The sequence below is a fragment of the Pseudomonas macauensis genome (assembly GCF_047902425.1).
Lineage (GTDB): Bacteria > Pseudomonadota > Gammaproteobacteria > Pseudomonadales > Pseudomonadaceae > Pseudomonas.
The window spans coordinates 5,514,834-5,533,882 of the sequence record NZ_CP138377.1 but is presented as its reverse complement, the minus strand read 5'-3'; the positions used below and the strand labels follow the sequence as shown (position 1 = coordinate 5,533,882).

The 19,049-nt window shown below is 65.9% G+C and carries 12 protein-coding genes; 6 read left to right on the top strand and 6 right to left on the bottom strand.

Going from position 1 to position 19,049, the window contains the following annotated elements:
* Nucleotides 1-553: 553 nt before the first annotated feature.
* Nucleotides 554-1,006, bottom strand: coding sequence for a hypothetical protein (locus tag SD196_RS25310; protein ID WP_275609054.1), 453 nt, complete (start codon nt 1,004-1,006; stop codon nt 554-556).
* Between SD196_RS25310 and trmL the strand changes: the two genes are divergently transcribed.
* On the top strand, nt 1,005-1,466 hold the full coding sequence (gene trmL, locus SD196_RS25305; protein ID WP_331319697.1) for a tRNA (uridine(34)/cytosine(34)/5-carboxymethylaminomethyluridine(34)-2'-O)-methyltransferase TrmL: 462 nt from the start codon (nt 1,005-1,007) through the stop codon (nt 1,464-1,466). The genes SD196_RS25310 and trmL overlap by 2 nt on opposite strands.
* Before the next feature lie 420 nt (nt 1,467-1,886).
* On the opposite strand, the gene ntrC is transcribed toward trmL, so the two are convergent.
* The 4 genes from ntrC to SD196_RS25285 all read right to left on the bottom strand — a co-directional run bounded on the left by ntrC (nt 1,887) and on the right by SD196_RS25285 (nt 5,739).
* Nucleotides 1,887-3,317 (bottom strand): two-component system response regulator NtrC, encoded by a 1,431-nt coding sequence (gene ntrC / locus SD196_RS25300; RefSeq protein ID WP_343578028.1) that lies wholly within the window; start codon nt 3,315-3,317, stop codon nt 1,887-1,889.
* A 2-nt stretch (nt 3,318-3,319) separates the two neighbouring features.
* Nucleotides 3,320-4,396, bottom strand: coding sequence for a nitrogen regulation protein NR(II) (gene glnL, locus SD196_RS25295; protein WP_343578027.1), 1,077 nt, complete (start codon nt 4,394-4,396; stop codon nt 3,320-3,322).
* Nucleotides 4,397-4,603: 207 nt separating this feature from the next.
* Nucleotides 4,604-5,191: a DUF4124 domain-containing protein gene (locus SD196_RS25290; protein WP_343578026.1), complete on the bottom strand. Its 588-nt coding sequence runs from the start codon at nt 5,189-5,191 to the stop codon at nt 4,604-4,606.
* Nucleotides 5,192-5,193: 2 nt separating this feature from the next.
* Entirely contained in the window at nt 5,194-5,739 is a 546-nt protein-coding gene (locus SD196_RS25285; RefSeq protein ID WP_343578025.1) for a DUF4124 domain-containing protein, read from the bottom strand.
* Between the two features lie 195 nt (nt 5,740-5,934).
* Here SD196_RS25285 and SD196_RS25280 point away from each other — a divergent pair, with 195 nt between their 5' ends.
* Nucleotides 5,935-8,139: a mechanosensitive ion channel family protein gene (locus SD196_RS25280; RefSeq protein WP_370600215.1), complete on the top strand. Its 2,205-nt coding sequence runs from the start codon at nt 5,935-5,937 to the stop codon at nt 8,137-8,139.
* A gap of 297 nt (nt 8,140-8,436) precedes the next feature.
* On the opposite strand, the gene glnA is transcribed toward SD196_RS25280, so the two are convergent.
* Nucleotides 8,437-9,846, bottom strand: coding sequence for a glutamate--ammonia ligase (gene glnA / locus SD196_RS25275; protein WP_207886279.1), 1,410 nt, complete (start codon nt 9,844-9,846; stop codon nt 8,437-8,439).
* Between the two features lie 330 nt (nt 9,847-10,176).
* Between glnA and thiI the strand changes: the two genes are divergently transcribed.
* From thiI to SD196_RS25255, 4 genes are all read left to right on the top strand, one after another.
* Nucleotides 10,177-11,631: a tRNA uracil 4-sulfurtransferase ThiI gene (thiI, locus tag SD196_RS25270; RefSeq protein WP_343578024.1), complete on the top strand. Its 1,455-nt coding sequence runs from the start codon at nt 10,177-10,179 to the stop codon at nt 11,629-11,631.
* Between the two features lie 168 nt (nt 11,632-11,799).
* Nucleotides 11,800-13,620 carry a translational GTPase TypA gene (gene typA, locus SD196_RS25265; RefSeq protein ID WP_275609047.1) on the top strand — a complete coding sequence of 607 codons (1,821 nt, stop codon included), beginning with the start codon at nt 11,800-11,802 and terminating at the stop codon, nt 13,618-13,620.
* Between the two features lie 330 nt (nt 13,621-13,950).
* A complete protein-coding gene (locus SD196_RS25260) occupies nt 13,951-17,676 on the top strand; it encodes a DUF2339 domain-containing protein (RefSeq protein WP_343578300.1) in 3,726 nt (1,241 codons plus the stop codon).
* The gene (locus SD196_RS25255; protein WP_416310801.1) at nt 17,673-19,034 is read left to right on the top strand and encodes a DUF3999 domain-containing protein; all 1,362 of its coding nucleotides are present in this window, start codon (nt 17,673-17,675) and stop codon (nt 19,032-19,034) included. Before SD196_RS25260 ends, SD196_RS25255 begins: the two co-directional genes overlap by 4 nt.
* Nucleotides 19,035-19,049 lie beyond the last annotated feature (15 nt).

Sequence of the window (19,049 nt, the reverse complement as noted above, 5' to 3'; positions counted from 1 at the left end):
GTCGAAATTTGAGCAATGGTTTGCAGGCCACGCCAGATCGCGCTCTGAGGTGCTTATCCACAGGCTGTTCCGTAGGTTGCTCAAGGTTGCTGTGGGTAATGAACCGCGGGGTAGAGCGTTCAAGTTTGGTGCGTGCGCACTGGCAGGGCGCAGGGGCGGGCGCGGCGGTACCGCCCTGAAATGCCAGGCGCAGGCGCCGGCACAGTGTGTTTCGGAAAAATGCGGATATCCTGGAAGCCCCTGGTTTCAAGGCTTTCAGCCATTTCAGGAAGGCGCGGGAGTCCGCTCGAAAGGTCCGGCGAGCGATCTTGGCACGCCCTCTGCAATACCCCTGACAACAGCGATTTCAGGGGCCTCGGTACAGGCAGGCTGGGGAACCCCTCTTTTACACCTCGCGGGTGCGCCGCTCGAAGCAGCGGCCGCCGCAACCGGTTTGGGGGTCCTGGTACAGGCAGGCCGGGTAAGCCCCCCTTTTATACCGGCGGCCATCCTTGTGGATGGCTTGCCCTCCGCTTCGGGGCCCCGGACCAGGCAGGCCGGGAAAACCCCGCTTTTATTCGGGCCGCACCCTGACGTTCAGGTGCCATTGGCCCTCCACCTCGGCGCCGTCCCAGGCGCCTTGCAGTCGTCGGGTCGACAGCAACGTCAGCAGCACACCTTGTCCTTGCAGCTCCAGCTTCCAGCGCACCGGCGCGTCGCCGAGCCGCAGCTGGCCTTGCTGCGCAGTGCCGTGGGCATCGATCTGCAGGGCCAGGGCGCCCTCCAGTTGGCCGGCGCGCACCGCTGGCTGGGCATTCAGCCGAACGAGCAGGCCGTCTGCCGCCGGCTCTATGGCGAGGATCTGCGGTGGCCCGTCCACCGGCGGATGCACCAGGCGGCCGATCATCAGGCCCACCAGCAGCCCCAGCACGCACAGCGAAACCCAGACCTTCAGCAACGGCCTGGGCCGCATTTGCGCCTGCGCGGGAGTAGAATGCCCGCCGTTCTCAGGCTCGGAGCGCTGCATGTTCCACGTGATCCTTTTTCAACCGGAAATCCCCCCAAACACCGGCAACATTATCAGGCTGTGCGCCAATGCGGGCTGCAGCCTGCACCTGATCGAGCCGCTGGGCTTCGAGCTGGACGACAAGCGCTTGCGCCGCGCCGGCCTGGATTATCACGAATACGCCAGCGTGCGCCGCTACGCGACCCTGGAGGAGTGCCTGGAACAGCTCGGTCATCCGCGCCTGTTCGCCTTCACCACCAAGGGCTCGCAGCCGTTCCACGAGGTGGCCTACGAGCGCGGTGACGCCTTCCTGTTCGGTCCGGAAAGCCGTGGCCTGCCGGAAGAGGTGCGCGAAGCCCTGCCGCCGGAGCAGCGCGTGCGCCTGCCGATGCGTCCGGGCTGCCGCAGCCTGAACCTGTCCAACACCGTGGCGGTGACCGTCTACGAGGCCTGGCGTCAGCACGGCTTTGCGATGGACTGAGCGTTTTTCGATCGATCCGCGCAAAGCCGCGCCGGGCGGGGAGTACAGCGGCTTGCCCCAAGCTTATCCACAGCCGGGCGCACAGCGCTTGTGGGCAAACCGGAAATTCCTGCACAGAAACCGCGCAAACCCGCAGACCGCGCGTGCTCTGGGCTGTAGCACGTTCCTTCCCCGTTCCGTTCACAGTGTTATCCACAGGTTTTGGGGATAGATGCTGCGGGGAGGTGACGGAGCAGGCCGTCGCTCGGTAGCCGCCTTTGTAGGAGCGAGCTTGCTCGCGAACAGCATCACCGGACGGCACGGAAGTTGGGGCGTTCGCGAGCAAGCTCGCTCCTACAGGGGGCGTCGGCGGAGAACGCGTTTCGGGTAATGGCTGGGCATGAAAAAGGGGCCTTCCGGCCCCTTCGTCATCACAACACCTCAGTCGTCACCCTCATCGTCCGGGCCGTCGATCTTCATGCCCAGTTCCTTGATCTTGCGGGTCAGGGTGTTGCGCCCCCAGCCCAGCAGCACGGCGGCATCGCGGCGACGGCCGGCGGTGTGCTTGAGGGCGGTCTCGATCATGATCCGCTCGAAGGCCGGCACGGCGGTGTCCAGCAGGCTGGACTGGCCGCGTCCCAATGCCTGGTCGGCCCAATGCCGTAGCGCCTGTTCCCAGTTGGCGGCGGGCAGGTTGTCCTGCGGCTGGGTCAGCAACTCGGGCGGCAGGTCGTCGATGTGCACTTCACGGCCGGACGCCATGACGGTGATCCAGCGGCAGGTGTTCTCCAGTTGGCGCACGTTGCCCGGCCAGCCGAGGTTCCGCAGGTAGTCCTCGGTTTCCGGCTTGAGCAGCTTGGGTTCCACCGCCAGCTCCTGCGCGGCGCGGGCGAGGAAGTGACGGGCCAGCGCCGGGATGTCCTCGCGGCGGTCGGCCAGGCGCGGGATGTGGATGCGGATGACGTTCAGGCGGTGGAACAGATCCTCACGGAACTTGCCTTCGCGCACCAGGTTTTCCAGGTTCTGGTGGGTGGCGGCGATGATCCGCACGTCGACCTTCACCGGGGTGTGGCCGCCGACGCGGTAGAACTCGCCGTCCGCCAGCACGCGCAGCAGGCGGGTCTGGGTGTCGGCCGGCATGTCGCCGATCTCATCGAGGAACAGGGTGCCGCCGTCGGCCTGCTCGAAGCGGCCGCGCCGCTGGTTGGCCGCGCCGGTGAAGGCGCCCTTCTCGTGGCCGAACAGCTCGGACTCCATCAGGTCCTTCGGAATCGCCGCCATGTTCAGCGCAATGAACGGCGAGGCCGCGCGCGGGCTGTGGCGGTGCAGGGCGTGGGCGACCAGTTCTTTACCGGTACCCGATTCGCCGTTGATCAGCACGGTGATGTTGGAGTGGGAGAGGCGGCCGATGGCGCGGAACACCTCCTGCATCGCCGGCGCCTCGCCGATGATCTCCGGGGTTCGCGCCTGGTTGGCCGGTGCCTCCAGGCCTTGCTGCTCCTGGGCGTGCTGGTTGGCGCGCTTGACCAGGGAGACGGCCTCGTCGACGTCGAACGGCTTGGGCAGGTACTCGAAGGCGCCGCCCTGGTAGGACGCCACCGCGCTGTCCAGGTCCGAATGGGCGGTCATGATGATCACCGGCAGGCGCGGGTGTAGCTCGCGGATCTGCGCCAGCAGGTCCAGGCCGCTGGTGCCGGGCATGCGGATGTCGGAGATGATCACGTCCGGTTGCTGGCGGCCGAGGCGGCTCATCACGCTGTCGGCGCTGTCGAAGCTGACGGTGGTCATGCCCTCCTGCTGCAGGGCTTTTTCCAGCACCCAGCGGATGGAGCGGTCGTCGTCGACGATCCAGACGGTCTCAGATCGGCTCATGGTCAATGGACTCCTTGTTCCAGGGGCAGGAACAGACTGAACACGGTGTGGCCGGGGTGGCTCTCGCATTCGATCAAGCCCTGGTGCTGGCTGATGATGTTCTGGGTGATGGCCAGGCCCAGGCCGGTGCCTTCGGCACGGCCGCTGACCATGGGATAGAAGATGGTGTCCTGCAGTTCGGCCGGGATGCCCGGGCCGTTGTCGATGATCTCCACCTTGCACACCAGGCGATGGCGGGTGTGGCCGATGGTGAACTGGCGCAGGGTGCGGGTACGCAGGGTGATGCGGCCCAGCTTGAGTTCGTTCTGCGAGGCGATCGCCTGCATGGCGTTGCGCACGATGTTGAGCACCGCCTGGATCATCTGCTCGCGGTCGAGCAGCAGGTCGGGGATGCTCGGGTCGTAGTCGCGCACCAGCGGGATGCTGCCCTGGGTCTCGGCCTCCACCAGGCTGCAGACGCGCTCCAGCACTTCATGGATGTTGGTGACCGAGAGCTGCGGCAGCTTGTTCGAGCCGAGCATGCGGTCCACCAGGTTCCGCAGACGGTCGGCCTCTTCGATGATGACGTTGGTGTAGTCCTTGAGCGACTCGTCCGGCAGCTCGCGGGAGAGCAGCTGCGCCGCGCCGCGAATGCCTCCGAGCGGGTTCTTGATCTCGTGGGCCAGGCCGCGCACCAGCAGCTTGGTGGTTTCCTGCTTGGACAGTTGCGCCTCTTCCTTGGTGATCCGCATCAGTCGGTCGCGCGGGTGGACCTCCAGCAGCAGCAGGGTCTCGCGGCGATTGAGGATCGGCGTCACTGCGTAGTCCACGGTGATGCTCTGGCCGGTCAGCGAGGTCAGCGTCGCTTCACGCTTGGTGAAGGGGTGCGCCTCTTCCACCGCCTGGCGCAGCGAGTTCAGCGCCTCGGGCGACTCGGTGAACAGCTCGCTGATGAACTGGCCGTGGCTGCGTTGCCCGCTGACCGCCAGGAGCATTTCCGCCGCCGGGTTCATGTACTCCAGGCGCAGCTCGGCATTGAGCAGGATGACCGCCGTGGTGAGGTTGTCGAGCAACAGGCGGAGCTGGGTTTCTGTAGGCATGGCGTAAGAGATGTCCCAAGACTGTGCGGGAAAATGCAAGAAACAAACCAGACCCTGAAAGGCCGCGTATTTCGCGGCCTGACGCTGGTTGGCGCGGCGTGGACAGTCAATCCGGCCAGCGGGAGTGACCTGAAATGGGGAGAGTATAGAAAGTGGTGCAGGCCAATGCACCGATATGGTGCATTTGTGCCGGGGCGCACGCCGCCGTCAGTGGTTGGCGGCGCTGAGCGGTTGGGTGGCGTCCAGGGCAGATGATTCGGCCACCGAAACGCGGAACATGTGGAAGGGCTGGTTGGGCGTCTGTTCGATGGTGCGACCCAGTGTATCGATGATCTCCACCGACAGCTGGTGCGTGCCGCGGTCGACGTTGTGCAGCGGGAATACCGGGCTGCGGCCGGGCTCGCCAACTGGCTTGCCATCGAGCAGCAGGCGGTACAGATGACCGGGCAGCAGGGCTGGGTCGCTGGTGGCGGAAACGATCAGCGCGCCGTCGTTGGCGCGAATGGTGGTATCGGGTTCCGGCACGAGGATGCGCAGCAGCTGATAGGCGGGCGGGCCCGGTGGCAGTGCCGGCGTGGCCGGTGCGTAGAGCGGTGGTGGCATGCGTACGCCGGGCTGGTTCGGCATGGCGTTGGGCGGTGCGAGCTGCAGCTTCTGCGCGTTGCCGCGTTGCGGCTGGTCGGTGAAGACGCGGTTCCCGTCCTTGTCGATGTAGGTGTAGACCTCGGCGTTGGCGGCGAAGCAGGCCAGCGCCGACAGCAGGGCCGACAGCACGAGAGTCACCCGATGACGCATGTTCAGCCGCCCGTCCTGGGAGCCACCTGGGGCCGTTGCGGGCTGTTGGTGCTGATGCGCTGCAGGGTGAAGCTTGCCGTCGCGCTGGTCTGGATCACCCGGCTGCCTTGCACGACCTCGACGGCGAGGGTGTGTTCGCCGCGGTCGATGTTCTGCATGGTGATGCTGGTGGCTTGGGTCGGAGCGCCGTACGGCTGGCCGTCGAGCAGCAGTTGCAGCTGGTGGTCCATGGCCAGCGCCGGCTGCACCACCACCTCGACGACGAAGGTGCCGTTGTTGACGCGCAGGGCTTCGTCGTTGGGCAGGTTGCTCAGCGCCAGGATGGTGTAGGCGCTCTGGGCCTCGGCGGCGCCGTTCCCGCTGTCGGTGTTCACCGGCGCCTGCGGGGCCACGGTGTTGGTCGGGGGTAACTGCACCGGCTGCGCGTCGACATTGCTCGGCGGCTGGTTGGTGAACACCGTCTTGCCGCTGGCATCGGTGTACTTGTAGATCTGCGCACTGGCTGGCAACGCGGCGGCGAGCAGCAGGGCGGTGAGGATCAGGCGCATGGGCGATCTCCGGATGGTCATGCCAAGCCTTGCACTGCCGACGACGGCTGGCAAGTTGCCTATTGTGATTCAGCATGGCAGCTCAGAGTGTGCGCTGCCGCTCGCCGACGGACCTTTTCATATGGCTCGGTAGTCCATTGCCGGGCTGAGTCCTCTGTATGATGCCGGCGAGCGTTCCTTTATTTGCCTTGGGGTGTGCCCGTGACCGACCTGTTCCGTTCCTGTTTCCGCCAGTGCCTGCTGCTGTGCTGCCTGAGTCTCGGCCTGCTCGCAGGGCCCGCGCTGGCGGCGTTGCCGGGGCCCCTGGCGAATGTGGCGGGGGGCGGCGACAAGGTTAGCGATGCGCAGTTGCAGCAGTCGCTGGACCAGGTCATCAAGACGCTGGAGAACGACCAGCAGCGGGCCGACCTGCTGAAGAAGCTCAAGCAGTTGCGCGATGTGAGCAAGAAGAGCGCGGACGAGCAGGGCGGCGTACTGGGCCTGATCGGCGACACCTTGGGCAGCCTGGAGAAGCAGTTCGAAGGCGCCAACAGCCCGGTGCTGCGCTGGAGTTCACTGTTCGCCCAGGCCCGCGACGAGTTGGAGACCCGCATCCCATCCTGGCAGGAATGGTCGGGGATGCTCTTCGACTTCTTCCTGGTGACCTTGCTCTGGGCCTGCGTGGCCGTGGGGCTGCGCTGGGTGGCGCGGCGCATGCAGGAGCGCTTCGGCCTGGCCAACGAACTTCCGCAGCATCCCAAGACCCGCGACCTGCTGCTGTTCGCCCTGCGCAAGCTCGGCCCCTGGCTGGTGGCGTTCCTGATCACCCTCTACCTGTCGGTGGTGCTGCCCAGCTCCCTGGGCAAGCTGCTGGCTATGGTGATGGCCTATGTGTTGGTGTGCGGCACGCTGTTCTCCGCGCTGTGCGTGATTTCCCTGTCGCTGCTCAGCGGCCCGCACCGCATGCGTGCGCTGGATATCCTGCGGCGGCGCGCCTTCCGCCCCTTGTGGCTGATCGGCAGCCTGGCGTCGCTGGGCGAGGTGATGCACGACCCGCGCGTCACCGACAGCCTCGGTCCGAGCACGGCGCTGTGCGTCGGCTCGCTGGCGAACATCTTCGCGGCGTTGTTCACCGCGCTGTTCGTCCTGCAGTTCCGCCGGCCGATCGCCCACCTGATCCGCAATCAGCCACTGGAACGCCGCCTCAAGCGCCGAGGCCTGCACGAGCTGGTCGAGTTGGTGGGTTCGCTGTGGTTCCTGCCGGTACTGGTGCTGGTGGGGATTTCCCTGTTCGCCACCGTGGTCACCGCCGGCGACAGTACCTATGCCCTGCGCCGCGCGTTGTTGTGCGCCCTGATCGCGGTGGTGGCGATGACCGTCAACGGCCTGATCCGTCGCGCCCACCTGCGCTCCTCGCGCCATGGCAGCCGCCGCAGCGCGCCCTATGTCGAGCAGTTGCAGAATTTCGCCTACACCTTGCTGCACATCGCCAACCTGCTGGTGTTCCTGGAGATCGGCCTGCGCGTCTGGGGCATGTCGCTGATCGCCTTCACCGAAGGCGACGGCTCGGAGATCAGCCTCAAGCTGATCAGCTTCGGCACCACCCTGCTGGTGGCCTGGCTGGTGTGGATTCTTGCCGACACAGCGGTCCAGCACAGCCTTGGCCTGGGCGGCAAGAACCGCAGCAACACCCGCGCGCTGACCATGCTGCCGCTGATCCGCAACGTGCTCTTCGTGACCATTGCGGTGATTGCGCTGATCGTCGCGCTGGCCAACATGGGCATGAACGTCACCCCGCTGCTGGCAGGCGCGGGCGTCATTGGCCTGGCCATCGGTTTCGGCGCGCAGTCGCTGGTGGCGGACCTGATCACCGGCCTATTCATCATCATCGAGGACTCGCTGTCCATCGACGATTACGTGGATGTCGGCGGCCACCTCGGCACCGTCGAGGGCCTGACCATCCGCACCGTGCGCTTGCGCGACCTGGACGGCGTGGTGCATACCATCCCGTTCAGCGAGATCAAGAGCATCAAGAACTACTCGCGGGAGTTCGGCTACGCGATGTTCCGCTGGCCGGTGCCCGCCAGCATGCCGATCGACGATGCGGTGACACTGGTCCATGAGGTGACCCGCGACCTGCGCGGCGACCGCACCATCAGCCGCGCCATGTGGTCGGCGCTGGAGATGCAGGGTGTGGAGAGCTTCGACAACGGCCAGGCGATCCTCCGCTTCCGCCTGAAGACCGCGCCGATCCGACAGTGGGAAGTGCAGCGCGCCTTCAACCTGCGCCTGCGCCAGAAGCTGGACAAGGCGGGCCTGGAGCTGGCGATGCCGCGCCTGAACGTGCAGCTTTCACGGATGCGCACTTCGCAGCGCGACGATGACGACGGGCGTGGCGCGCCGGCGGACGGCGGGATCTGAGGTATCCGTAGGGCGTACAGCCGTTCGCGGTTGTACGCCGATTCACCGCGCCCTGTCGTCGGAGCCGTGGCCAGCCCCGGAGTGGTCTGGGGCCAAGGTCAGACGGCGTATAACGTCGAACGTTATATGCCCTACGCTCCGTGGTGCTTGCTTGTATGGCGTAGGGTAGGACCCGGTCGGAGAGTTCGTTCGCAGGCACGGCCCTGGTGTTTCCCTGGAGCCGCTGTTTTATCCGCCCATAAAAAAGGCCTCCCGAAGGAGGCCTTAATACTGACGCTATTTATAGGTACTCGTGGATCAGACGCTGTAGTACAGGTCGTATTCCAGCGGGTGCACGAAGGTGCGCACCTTGATTTCTTCTTCCGACTTCAGCTCGATGTAGGCATCGATGAACTCGTCGGTGAACACGCCGCCCTTGGTCAGGAACGCACGGCCCTTGTCGAGTTCTTCCAGCGCCTCTTTCAGGCTGCCGCAAACCTGCGGGATTTCCTTCGCCTCTTCCGGCGGCAGGTCGTACAGGTTCTTGTCGGCGGCATCGCCGGGGTGAATCTTGTTCTGGATGCCGTCCAGGCCGGCCATCAGCAGAGCGGCGAAGCACAGGTAGGGGTTGGCAGCCGGGTCCGGGAAGCGCGCTTCGATACGGCGGGCTTTCGGGCTGGATACGTACGGAATACGGATCGAGGCGGAGCGGTTGCGGGCCGAGTAGGCCAGCATGACCGGTGCTTCGAAGCCCGGAACCAGACGCTTGTAGGAGTTGGTGGCCGGGTTGGTGAAGCCGTTCAGGGCCTTGCCGTGCTTGATGATGCCGCCGATGAAGTACAGGGCGGTGTCGGACAGGCCGGCATAGCCTTCGCCAGCGAAGGTGTTCTTGCCATCCTTGGAGATGGACATGTGAACGTGCATGCCCGAGCCGTTGTCGCCGTACAGCGGCTTCGGCATGAAGGTCACGGTCTTGCCGTAGGCATCGGCCACGTTGTGGATGCAGTACTTCAGGGTCTGAACTTCGTCAGCCTTGGCAACCAGGGTGTTGAACTTCACGCCGATTTCGTTCTGGCCGGCAGTCGCCACTTCGTGGTGGTGAACCTCGATGACCAGGCCCATCTCTTCCATGGCGTTACACATGGCGGTACGGATTTCGTGGTCGTGGTCGACCGGCGGTACCGGGAAGTAGCCGCCTTTCACGCCCGGACGGTGGCCCTTGTTGCCCGACTCGATGTCGGCGTCGGTGTTCCAGGAGGCCTGCTCGGAGAAGATCTTGAACATCGAGCCGGAGATGTCGGACTTGAACTTCACTTCGTCGAAGATGAAGAACTCCGGCTCCGGACCTACGAATACGGTGTCGCCGATACCGGTGGACTTCAGGTATTCCTCGGCGCGCTTGGCGATGTTGCGCGGGTCGCGCTCGTAGCCTTGCATGGTGCTCGGCTCGATGATGTCGCAGACGATGATCAGGGTCGGCTCTTCGGTGAACGGGTCGAGCACGGCGGTGCTGTCGTCCGGCAGCAGGATCATGTCGGAGGCTTCGATGCCTTTCCAGCCTTCGATGGAGGAGCCGTCGAACATCTTGCCGGCTTCGAAGAAGTCATCGTCCAGCGCGTCGCGAGCCGGCATGGTGACGTGTTGCTGCTTGCCTTTGGTGTCGGTGAAGCGCAGGTCTACCCACTTCACGTCATGATCTTTGATCAGTTGTTGCGACTTGTACGACATGCTGTCCTCCAGGAGGGATTAGAGCTGGGAGCTTTCTGTGCCCCAGTATCGGGTGATGCCGGCCGGATAGTCCGCCAGGGCAACCTGCCTCACAAGAGAGCAAGTTGCGTGCCAGTGCCCGCAATCGTGCAGAAGCGCTGATTTCCGGGGCTTTGGCTAACGTAACCGGGAATTGCAGGGTAATTGTGCACCGTTTTAGTGCTTCATCATGGTGCGTCCGTCCATTTTGGTGCACCTAAAAGAAAGTCTCCGAATTCTGCTCAAGTCTTGAGCAATTTCGGATATAATCTTGCCCCTTTTTTTCTGTCCCATGGCAATCGCCCGGTCCGCATGAAACTCATCGTCAAGGTCTTCCAGGAAATCACCATCAAGAGCCGGCCGGTGCGCAAGCGCTTCATCCGCCAGCTGGCGAAGAACATTCGCACGGTGCTCCGCGACCTCGACCCCGAGCTGCGGGTGGAAGGCGAGTGGGACAACCTGGACGTCGAGACCCAGGTCACCGACCCGAAGGTCCTGCGCGAGATGATCGAGCGCCTGACCTGCACGCCGGGCATCGGCCACTTCCTGGAAGTGCACGAGTACCCGCTGGGCGACTTCGACGACATCCTGGAGAAGTGCAAGCTGCACTTCGCCGACAAGCTGCCGGGCAAGATCTTCTCCATGCGCTGCAAGCGCGCCGGCAAGCATCCGTTCACCTCCATCGACGTCGAGCGCTACGTCGGTGGCGGCCTGCGCCAGCAGTGCGGCGCGGCGGGCGTCTCGCTGAAGAACCCGGAAGTGCAGGTGCGGGTGGAAATCCGCTATGACCGCCTGTACGTGATCCACGCCCAGCACGAGGGCCTAGGCGGCTACCCGCTGGGCGCGCTGGAGCAGGTGCTGGTGCTGATGTCCGGTGGCTTCGACTCCACCGTGGCGGCCTACCAGATGATGCGCCGCGGCATGATCAGCCACTTCGTGTTCTTCAATCTCGGTGGCCGTGCCCATGAACTGGGCGTGATGGAAGTTGCACACTATCTATGGGAGAAGTTCGGCCGTTCCCAGCGCGTGCTGTTCGTCAGCGTGCCCTTCGAGGAAGTGGTCGGCGAGATTCTCACCAAGGTCGACGACAGCTACATGGGCGTGACCCTCAAGCGCATGATGCTGCGCGCCGCCAGCCGGGTGGCCGAGCGCCTGGAGCTGGACGCGCTGGTGACCGGCGAGGCGATTTCCCAGGTGTCCAGCCAGACCCTGCCGAACCTCTCGGTGATCGACCGGGTGACTGACACCCTGGTGCTGCGTCCGCTGATCGTCAGCCACAAGCAGGACATCATCGACACCGCGACGAAGATCGGCACCGCCGAGTTCGCCAAGCACATGCCTGAGTACTGCGGCGTGATCTCGGTGAACCCGACCACCCAGGCCAAGCCCTACCGCGTCGACCACGAAGAAACCAAGTTCGACATGGCCGTGCTCGACCGCGCCCTGGAGCGCTCCACCCAGATGACCGTCGACCGCGTGATCGACGAGCTGGGCAAGGACCTGCCGGTGGAAATGGTCGACGAGGTGCTGCCCGGCCAGATCGTGGTGGACATCCGCCACCCGGATGCCCAGGAAGATGAACCGCTGGCGCTCGAAGGCATCGAAGTCCTGGCCATGCCGTTCTATGCCATCAACAGCAAGTTCAAGGAACTGGACCCCAACCGCCAGTACCTCCTGTACTGCGACAAGGGCGTGATGAGTCGCCTGCATGCCCACCATCTGGTCAACGAAGGGCACACCAATGTGCGTGTTTACCGTCCGCAATAAAGGCGCGGACCAACGCCGCCAGCCCGGACTGTTCGGCGGCAGCATCCGCCATCGACCACCCGACACATTCGGTGCGTAGGCTCACGCCCTGACCTTTTGCACCGCCGCGCCACGGCCCGGCCCCGCTGCCAGAGAGGCAGCCGAAGATTCACTATCGAGACTGACACTGTGATCGAAAAACTGCGCAATATCGCCATCATCGCCCACGTCGACCATGGCAAGACCACCCTCGTTGACAAGCTGCTGAAGCTGTCCGGCACCCTCGACCGCAAAGAAGCGGAAAACGAGCGCGTGATGGACTCCAACGACCAGGAAAAAGAGCGTGGCATTACCATTCTGGCGAAGAACACCGCCATCAAATGGAATGACTACAACATCAACATCGTGGACACCCCCGGCCACGCCGACTTCGGTGGCGAGGTAGAGCGCGTGATGTCCATGGTGGACTCCGTACTGCTGGTGGTCGACGCCCAGGACGGCCCCATGCCGCAGACCCGCTTCGTGACCCAGAAGGCCTTCAAGGCCGGCCTGCGTCCGATCGTGGTGGTGAACAAGATCGACCGTCCGGGCGCGCGTCCTGACTGGGTCATCGACCAGATCTTCGACCTGTTCGACAACCTGGGCGCCACCGACGAGCAACTGGACTTCCCGATCGTCTACGCCAGCGCCCTGAACGGCATCGCCGGCCTCGACCACGAGAAGATGGACGACAACATGGACGCGCTGTTCCAGGCGATCATCGACCACGTTCCGGTTCCCCAGGTCGACGTCGACGGCCCGTTCCAGATGCAGATCTCCCAGCTGGACTACAACAGCTTCCTCGGCGTGATCGGCATCGGCCGTATCGCCCGCGGCAAGGTCAAGACCAACACCCCGGTGGTCGCCATCAGCGACGACGGCACCAAGCGCAACGGCCGCATCCTGAAGATCATGGGTCACTCCGGTCTGCAGCGCGTTGAAGTCGCCGAAGCCGAAGCCGGTGACATCGTCTGCGTATCGGGTATGGACGAGCTGTTCATCTCCGACACCCTGTGCGATCCGCAGAACGTCGAAGCCCGCCCGCCGCTGACCGTCGACCAGCCGACCGTGAGCATGACCTTCCAGGTCAACGACTCGCCGTTCGCCGGCCGCGAAGGCAAGTTCGTCACCAGCCGCAACATCAAGGAGCGTCTGGACAAGGAGCTGCTGCACAACGTGGCCCTGCGCGTCGAGCAAGGCGACTCCCCGGAGAAGTTCAAGGTCTCCGGCCGTGGCGAGCTGCACCTGTCGGTTCTGATCGAAACCATGCGCCGTGAAGGCTTCGAGCTGGCCGTGGGCCGCCCGGAAGTGGTGATCATCGAGAAGGCCGACGGCGAGAAGCAGGAGCCTTACGAGAACGTCACCATCGACATCGAGGAACAGCACCAGGGTCCGGTGATGGAGCAGATGGGTCTGCGCAAGGGCGATATGACCAACATGATCCCCGACGGCAAGGGCCGTATCCGCCTGGAATACGTGATCCCGGCTCGCGGCCTGATCGGCTTCCGTAACGCCTTCCTGACCATGACCTCGGGCACCGGCATCCTGACCTCCACCTTCGACCACTACGGTCCGATCAAGGCCGGCGACGTTGCTCACCGCCTGAACGGCGTGCTGGTCTCCATGGCCACCGGCACCGCGCTGACCTACTCCCTGGAAACCCTGCAGGACCGCGGCAAGCTGTTCTTGTCCCCGGGCGACGAAGTCTACGAAGGCCAGTTGGCTGGCATCCACAGCCGCGACAACGACCTGGTGATTAACCCCACCAAGGCCAAGAAGCTCGACAACATGCGCGCTTCGGGCAAGGACGAGACCATCCAGCTGACCCCGGCGCTGAAATTCACCCTGGAACAGGCCCTGGAATTCATCGACGACGACGAGCTGGTGGAAGTGACTCCGAAGTCCATCCGTCTGCGCAAGAAGATGCTGAACGAGAACGACCGCAAGCGCTACGAGCGCAGCAAGGTCTAAATCGACCAGCAACACGAAAGAGCCGGGCTTATGCCCGGCTTTTTTTTGCCCGGCATTCGGGCCCGACCGCCGCCGCTCCTTGTAGGAGCGAGCTTGCTCGCGAACCGACTCCGCCGCGGGGCTTTGTGCGTGAACAGGGGCCCAGCGCCCCTCGGTCCAACGAAAAGCCACCGCCTTCGCGTGGCCGCAAGGCAGTGTCGCGACGTCTGAATGTTCAAGGCTGTGAGTGTGTAGCAGACCGGTCACGGACTCGGACCGATATACTCAGCCTCCCGGACATCGCCGTCCGGCTCGGGATGGATTCGTACAGAACTTCAAGGATTTGAAAGCATGCAATGGATTTTCATGCTGGTCGGTCTGGTCATCGGCGCCGCTGCGGGTGAGTCGATCATCGGCGCTGTACTGGGTGCGGTCGCCGGCCTCGCCCTGGGGCAAGCCGTCGCGTTGCAGGGGCTGAGGCAGGAGAACGCCGGCCTGCGTCGCGAGCTGAAAGCCTTTGGCGAGCGCTTCGAGCAGGGTACCCAGGCGCTGTATGAACGGCTGCTGCAGGTCGAGCGCCGCGCTGAGCAGACGCCGTTGTCCAGCGTCGAATTCGTCACTCCCGAGAAGCCCGAGGCTCCAGTGGAACCCGCGCCGGCAGCCGAAACGGTGCAGCCCGTTGCCGAAACCTCTGCGCCGGAGCTGGAATGGGATATCGAGCTGCCTGCCGCCGAGCCGTCGCCGGCGCCCGCTGCCGCCGCTCCCGCCGAGCCGGCCATCGAATGGTCCGAGCTGGCCCTCGAACCGCTGGAAACGTCTCAGCCTTCCCCGAGCCAATCCCAGGCGCGCGCCGAGGCGCCCCGGCCCCAGGCCGCTCCCTCCGTGCCGCCGTCACCGCCCAAGCCGCCGGCGCCGTCCTTGTTCGATCGGGCTTTCGGCGCTGCCCGCGACTGGCTGTTGGGTGGCAACACCGTGCTGCGCGTCGGCGTGGTCCTGCTGTTCCTCGGCCTGGCCTTCCTGCTGCGTTACGCCACCGAAGGCATGACCATGCCGCCCCAGGGCCCTTATATCGGCACTGCTTTCGCGGCACTGGCGCTGCTCGGCCTTGGCTGGTGGCTGCGTCAACGGCGCCCGGCCTACGCGCTGGTCCTGCAGGGCACCGGCGTCGCCGTGCTGTACCTGACGGTGTTCGCCGGTATCAAGCTGTACCCGGCCATGAACCACGGCGAGGTACTGATCGACCCGCAGGCCGGCTTCGCGTTGCTGGTGGCGGTCACCCTGTTCTCGGCGATCCTGGCCATCCTCCAGGACGCCCTCGGCCTCGCCGCCGCTGCCGCGCTGGGCGGCTTCGCCGCGCCGATCCTGGCATCCAGCGGGGGCGGCAATCACGTCGCCCTGTTCAGCTATTTCGCCCTGCTCAACGCCGGCATCTTCGCCATCGCCTGGTTCAAGGCCTGGCGCATGCTCAACCTGATCGGCTTCTTCGGTACCTTCGGCATCGGCCTGGCCTGGGGGCTGCGCTCCTACAAGCCCGAGCTGTTCGCCACCACCGAGCCGTTCCTGGTCCTGTTCTTCCTCACCTATGTCGCCATCGGCCTGCTGTTCGCCCGCCGCCGCCTGCGCGAAGCCGCCGGGGCGCCGGAGGATGACTCCCGTGACGCCTTGCTGCGCTGGTCGGCGCGGCAGACCGACTATGTCGATGGCACCGTGCTGTTCGGCACGCCGCTGGTGGGCTTCGGCCTGCAATACGGCGTCATCCAGCACCTGGAGTTCGGCGCGGCATTCAGTGCCCTGGCGCTGGGGCTGTTCTACATGATCCTGGCGCGCCTGCTGGCCGGGCGCACCGCCGGCCGCGCATTGCTGCTGGTGGAGACCTGCCTGGCGCTGGGTGTGGTGTTCGGCACCCTGGCCATTCCGCTGGGCCTGGACGCACGCTGGACCTCCGCCGCCTGGGCGGTGGAGGGCGCCGGTATCTACTGGCTCGGCCTGCGTCAGCAGCGGCCGCTGGCGCGTATCTTCGCGCTGCTGTTGCAGATCGGCGCGGCGCTGGCGTTCCTCGCCGACCTGCGTTCCGATCCTCTGTCGCTGCACCTGCTGGAGGGCGCGCCGCTGGGCGCACTGATGCTCGGTGTGGCGCTGCTGTTCAGCTTCTGGAACCTGCGCAATGCCAATACGCAGACGCTGCGCAGCTGGGAGCCGAACGTCCGCCCGCTGCTGGCGACCTTCGGCCTGGGCTTCCTCTACCTGATCGCGCCGCTGTGCCTGGGGGCCGACGGCACCGCGATGATCTGGGCGGTGGCGGGGCTGGCGACGTTGTTCGCCGGCCTGCGCCTGCGTTCGCGTACCTTCCTGGCCTGCGCCTTCGCGGTGCAACTGCTGGGCGGTGCGATCTTCCTCCTGCATCTGCGCGGAGCCGAGGCGGGGAGCGGCGTGCTCGGCTCCGGTTGGCGCGGACTGGTGACCGCCTCGTTGATCGGCCTTGCGCTGATTGCCGCCATGCTGATCGCCGCGCGGGATTCCCTGGTGCGCGACGACCGCCGGCTGATGCTCGGTCTGAGCGTCGTCCTGCTGCTGGGGCTGGCCTTCATCAACCTCGCCGTGCTGTTCGTGCTGCCGTGGCGCACGGCGGCCGCCGTCTGGGCCGGCAGCGGCCTGCTGATCCTCTGGCTGAGCCTGCAACTGCAGCAGCGCGCGGCCTTCGTCTTCGGCCTGGTGCTGCAGGTGATCGGTGCCGGAGCCTTCCTGCTCGGTGGCCCGGCGCTGTTCGGCGACCTGCCCAGCGAGGGGCTGAAGCCGCTGGCGCACATGGGCTTCTGGACTCCGGCGGTACTGGCGCTGGCGGCGCTGGTCGGTGCCTGGCGCCTGCATCGGGCCAGCGCGCACGAGCGTCGTCTGGCGCTGGGCGGGCTGGGCCTGGAGCAACTGTCGCAATTGCTGTTGATCTGGGGCGCCGGCTGGTGGGCGCTGACCGCGCTGTGGGAGATCGCCCGCTTCGTGCCGGCGCCGATGCGCGAGCACGTGGCGCTGCTGGTGGCCGCCGTCAGCGTGGCGCTCTGGTCGCTGCTGGCGCGCCGCGATCAATGGCGTGCGCTGGCGTTGCTGTGCCTGGCGCTGTCGCCGCTGGGCGTGGTGGCGCTGGCCAGTGCCTGGAACCTGGAATACCACCCGTTGGCGCAGCTGGGCTGGCTCGGTTGGCTGGCGCTGTTCGCGGTGCATTTCTTCGCGCTGCGCCGGCTGGATGCGCTGCTGCCACGCGTGGCGGCGCGGGCGGCCCACGTGCTGGGTTGCTGGTTGATCCTCGCGGTGGCGGCGCTGGAGCTGCGTTACCTGTTCTTCGCCCTGGCCGAGCACTACAACGCCTGGCGCTGGCTGGGCTGGGCGCTGGTGCCGAGCTGCTACCTGATCCTGATGGGCGGCGTGCGGCGCCTGCCGTGGCCGGTGGCGGCCTTCGAGCGCGAATACCGGGCGATTGTCGCCGTGCCGGTAGCAGTGGCGCTGCTGGGCTGGTTCTGGCTGGTTAACCTGTTCAGCGACGGTTCGGCGGAGCCGCTGCCTTACCTGCCGCTGCTCAACCCGCTGGAGCTGGGCATGTTGATCGTGCTGGCGGCGGTGTTCCAGTGGACGCGCCTGGGCCTGCCGCAACTCGGGATCGCCGAAGCGAGGCTGCGTCTGCCGGTGCAAGCCGTGCTGGGCGCCTCGCTGTTCGCACTGCTGACCATGGCGGTGTGCCGTACCGCGCATCACTGGGGCGGCGTGCCGTTCGAGGCCTTCGCCCTGCGCGAGTCGATGCTGGTGCAGGCAGGCCTGTCCATCGTCTGGGCGCTGATCGCGCTGGGTCTGATGATCGCCGGGCACCTGCGTGGTCGCCGCGATTTCTGGTTGGTCGGCGCGGCGCTGCTGGTAGTCGTGGTGGTCAAGCTGTTCCTGGTCGACCGCGCCAGCGGCGGCAGCCTGGAACGCATCATTTCCTTCATCGGCGTCGGCGTGCTGATGCTGATCGTCGGCTACTTCGCGCCGCTGCCGCCGCGCCGGCCCGCGCCCGACGAGCAACCGCAACAGGAGCAACCTTCCGCATGAAGCTCAAAGCTCTCGTCCTGCTCGCCGCAGCAGGGTTCTGCGGCGCAGCCGGCGCCGCGCCGACGCCGGCCGATTTTGCCCAGCGTGTGCCGCTGGAAACGTCCGGCAATGGCCCGTGGTACCGCGTCCAGCTGCCCATCGAGGTGCTGTTCGCAGCGCGCCATGGCGACCTGCGCGATGTGCGTATCTTCAACGCCGAAGGTGAGGCGCTGCCCTACAGCCTGCGTACCAGCGCCGCCAGCGAGAGCCGCGTGCGCAGCGAGGTGCAGGCGCGCATCTTCCCGCTGCGCGGGCAGAGCGGCAGCGCCGCCGCCGACAGCGTGAAAGTCGTGCGCAGCACCACGGGTACCATTCTGGAAATCACCCCGAACGTGCCGGCTCAGGACACGCAACCAGTCCTGCGCGGCTGGCTGCTGGAAACCGGCAGCGGTGACCTGCCGCTGGACCGCCTGCAACTGGACTGGACGGCCGCGACCGATGGCTTCCAGCGTCTGCGCATCGAGGCCAGCGACGACCTGGAGCACTGGCGTTCCCTCGGCGAAGGGCAGCTGGCGCGGCTGGACTTCAACGGCCAGCGTATCGAACAGAACGACATTGCCTTGCCCGGCGAAACGGCGCGCTACCTGCGCTTGTGGTGGGCGTCGCCGGAGCAGGCTGCGCAGCTGAGCGGCGCCACCCTGAGCGGCAGCCGCAACAGCAGCGGGCCGATCCCCATGCTGTGGTCGGTACCGCTGGCGGCCAAGGCCGATGCCAACGGCGAATTCAGCTGGAGCCTGCCGCTGGCGCTGCCGGTGGAGCGGGTACGGATACCGCTGGAACAGGCCAATACCCTGGCGCCGGTGGTGGTCTCCGGTCGCCACGACGGCAATGTGCAGTGGACGCCGCTGGCGCGTGGCGTGCTGTATCGCTTGCCGGGGGAGAGCGGCGAGATCACCCAGGAGGAACTGGAACTGCCGGGGGGCGCGGTCAGCCAATTGCGCCTGCAACCGGATACCCGGGGCGGTGGCCTGGGCGGCTCGACGGCGAACCTGAGCATTGGCGTGCGCGCCACCGAAGTCGTTTTCCTCGCCCGCGGTGGCGAGCCTTATCAACTGGCGGTCGGCAGCCCATCGGCCACTGATGGCAGCCTGCCGCTGTCCACCCTGGTGCCGGGCTTCGAGCCCAAGCGCTTGTCCACCCTGGGCGAGGCCCATCTCAAAGGCAACCTGCAGACCCCGGTGGTCGAGGCGCCGGGCGTGCAACCCAAGGCGGATGGCCGCTGGAAGCGCTACGGCCTGTGGGCCGTGCTGCTGGCCGGCGTCGGCCTGCTCGGGGTGATGGCGCTGAGCCTGTTGCGTAGCAGTCGCCCGCAAAACTGAGCAAGGTTCACGGAG

Coding starts and splice junctions, on each gene's coding strand:
- glnL (WP_343578027.1), bottom strand. CDS start 4,396: ATGCCTACAGAAACCCAGCTCCGCCTGTTGCTCGACAACCTCACCACG.
- SD196_RS25255 (WP_416310801.1), top strand. CDS start 17,673: ATGAAGCTCAAAGCTCTCGTCCTGCTCGCCGCAGCAGGGTTCTGCGGC.
- glnA (WP_207886279.1), bottom strand. CDS start 9,846: ATGTCGTACAAGTCGCAACAACTGATCAAAGATCATGACGTGAAGTGG.
- SD196_RS25285 (WP_343578025.1), bottom strand. CDS start 5,739: ATGCGCCTGATCCTCACCGCCCTGCTGCTCGCCGCCGCGTTGCCAGCC.
- trmL (WP_331319697.1), top strand. CDS start 1,005: ATGTTCCACGTGATCCTTTTTCAACCGGAAATCCCCCCAAACACCGGC.
- SD196_RS25260 (WP_343578300.1), top strand. CDS start 13,951: ATGCAATGGATTTTCATGCTGGTCGGTCTGGTCATCGGCGCCGCTGCG.
- thiI (WP_343578024.1), top strand. CDS start 10,177: ATGAAACTCATCGTCAAGGTCTTCCAGGAAATCACCATCAAGAGCCGG.
- ntrC (WP_343578028.1), bottom strand. CDS start 3,317: ATGAGCCGATCTGAGACCGTCTGGATCGTCGACGACGACCGCTCCATC.
- SD196_RS25310 (WP_275609054.1), bottom strand. CDS start 1,006: ATGCAGCGCTCCGAGCCTGAGAACGGCGGGCATTCTACTCCCGCGCAG.
- SD196_RS25290 (WP_343578026.1), bottom strand. CDS start 5,191: ATGCGTCATCGGGTGACTCTCGTGCTGTCGGCCCTGCTGTCGGCGCTG.